This window comes from Microcoleus pseudofavosus SVA1_A4 (genome assembly GCF_036700565.1).
Lineage (GTDB): Bacteria > Cyanobacteriota > Cyanobacteriia > Cyanobacteriales > Microcoleaceae > Microcoleus.
Map to the genome: position 1 here is coordinate 1 of NZ_JAUBPE010000205.1, position 1,020 is coordinate 1,020.

The following is a 1,020-nucleotide window of genomic DNA, read 5'->3' on the forward strand; positions in this document are numbered from 1 at the left end:
ATTGCCCATCAAGTGCGATGTCTGCGGTTAGCTACGCGATCGCGATTTTTTCTAACTTATTCAGCAAGCCCTAAGTAAGTAGCCATGTCACTATCTCGATAAAATTAGTGCTTTAATGCTAATTTAAGTTGCATCTAATCCCTGCAAAATCGCCAAAAAAGGTGATTTTATACAGTGAGAGTGACCCCCTCCAAATGGAGGGTGCAAGTGAAATAAGTTATTTCAAATTTCCATCTCGGTCTCAGTTTTTCTCGCTTCCTGCTTGTTGGAGTTATGGTTTTGAGCAAGTTGCTGTTGGGATAGGAGATTTTCTACTACTTCTGGTGGAATGTCGCACAAAAGTACCTCAAGATTACCTTTTTGGAGGCTAGCCTCAAAAACTATCTCGCTGTGAGAGTTAAAGCCTTTGACAGTACCCTTCGACTTGGATTTATCGCTGAATTCGACTTCAAAGTCGAGGCGCGAGCCCTGGGAATCGGTAAAGCTCACTTCATCCTGACCGCTTCTCTTTACCATTTCAGCTAGACGTTCTTGGTTGAGAGCTTGTTGAAAAATCTTTAAACGGTCGAGTTCTTCTTTTTCTTCAGGTTTCAGGAAGTCGTTTGTAACTTCCCATTCTCCAGTTTTATCCTGTACTGCTGAAAACAGTTCCTCGCCTTCCTTAGTTTTTAAGCTGACAGCGGTAGAGGAGTCAAAATTTGTTACATAAAGTTTGGCTTGTCCAAAATCTACGCCGTCTTCTAATGCAATGCCTTCCGCATTTGCTTCTTCTTCAGCTAGGCTGTAAATTTTTGCCAGTGTTGCTGCAAGTTGGGTGTCCTGAGTAAGATTTTGGGCTGTCACAGTGATTTTTTTAGCAGTAGCGCTAGCGCTGTTGCTAGCTGGGATTGTTGATTCTAATGAAATTTTTTCACCTATTTCTGTTGCGTTTTGTACGAATTGATCGCTGAGGGATGGAGTCGAGCTGTCGGGCGGTTCTACTTTTGCATCCGCAGCTTGAACGCCTGTCTCGCTTTTTTG

Annotated in this window: 1 pseudogene; it reads right to left on the reverse strand. The window is 42.9% G+C overall.

From position 1 onward, the window contains the following. Positions 1–222: 222 nt before the first annotated feature. Positions 223–1,020: pseudogene (locus QUA02_RS33510) on the reverse strand (hypothetical protein); the annotation flags it as partial.